Origin of the sequence: Desulfosporosinus shakirovi, from assembly GCF_020595055.1 — a bacterium.
GTDB classification, from domain to species: Bacteria; Bacillota; Desulfitobacteriia; order Desulfitobacteriales; family Desulfitobacteriaceae; genus Desulfosporosinus; species Desulfosporosinus shakirovi.
The window spans coordinates 1-575 of sequence record NZ_JAJDOO010000098.1 but is presented as its reverse complement, the minus strand read 5'-3'; the positions used below and the strand labels follow the sequence as shown (position 1 = coordinate 575).

Annotated in this window: 1 protein-coding gene and 1 tRNA gene; both read left to right on the top strand. The window is 43.0% G+C overall.

The features are described from left to right. Positions 1-255: hypothetical protein (locus LJE72_RS25975; RefSeq protein ID WP_229251021.1), on the top strand; the 255-nt coding region annotated here is incomplete at its 5' end. Positions 256-415: 160 nt separating this feature from the next. Beyond that, positions 416-491, top strand: a tRNA-Glu gene (locus LJE72_RS25970). Positions 492-575 lie beyond the last annotated feature (84 nt).

Here is a 575-nt window from a genome sequence, read left to right as displayed (position 1 = left end):
TTAATGAACATGACTAAGGAATTCCTTGACGGGAAGATTGACGGCATAACCTACAGCCTGGATTTTCCGCATGAACTGGATCAGCGTTACAAGAAAGCACACCGTGAAGATGATGATTATTGTGAACTGATTTATGAGTGTCTTTATGAAGAAGGAATATGCATATATAATGAGCTATCCGATGGGGAATTCAAAAAGCTGATACGGAAACAGTATAACTACATCAAAAAAATTGCCCGAGAAGGATTTTATTAATAACAGCTCCACTTTAAACAGTGGGGCTGTTTTTATCCCACACGGTATGTGTTCCACCGCTTACCAAAATCAAAGCTCTCCTATTTTTTAAAATAACTCATCAAAAAGAGTTGACATTTTAGCAAGCTTCAGCTATACTAAAAAAGTTCTCAAAAACAGTGGCCCGTTGGTCAAGCGGTCTAAGACACCGCCCTTTCACGGCGGTTACACGGGTTCGAATCCCGTACGGGTCACCAAAATAGAGTTCAGGGGTGATTAGCTCAGCTGGTAGAGCGCCTGCCTTACAAGCAGGATGTCGGCGGTTCGAGCCCGTCATCGCC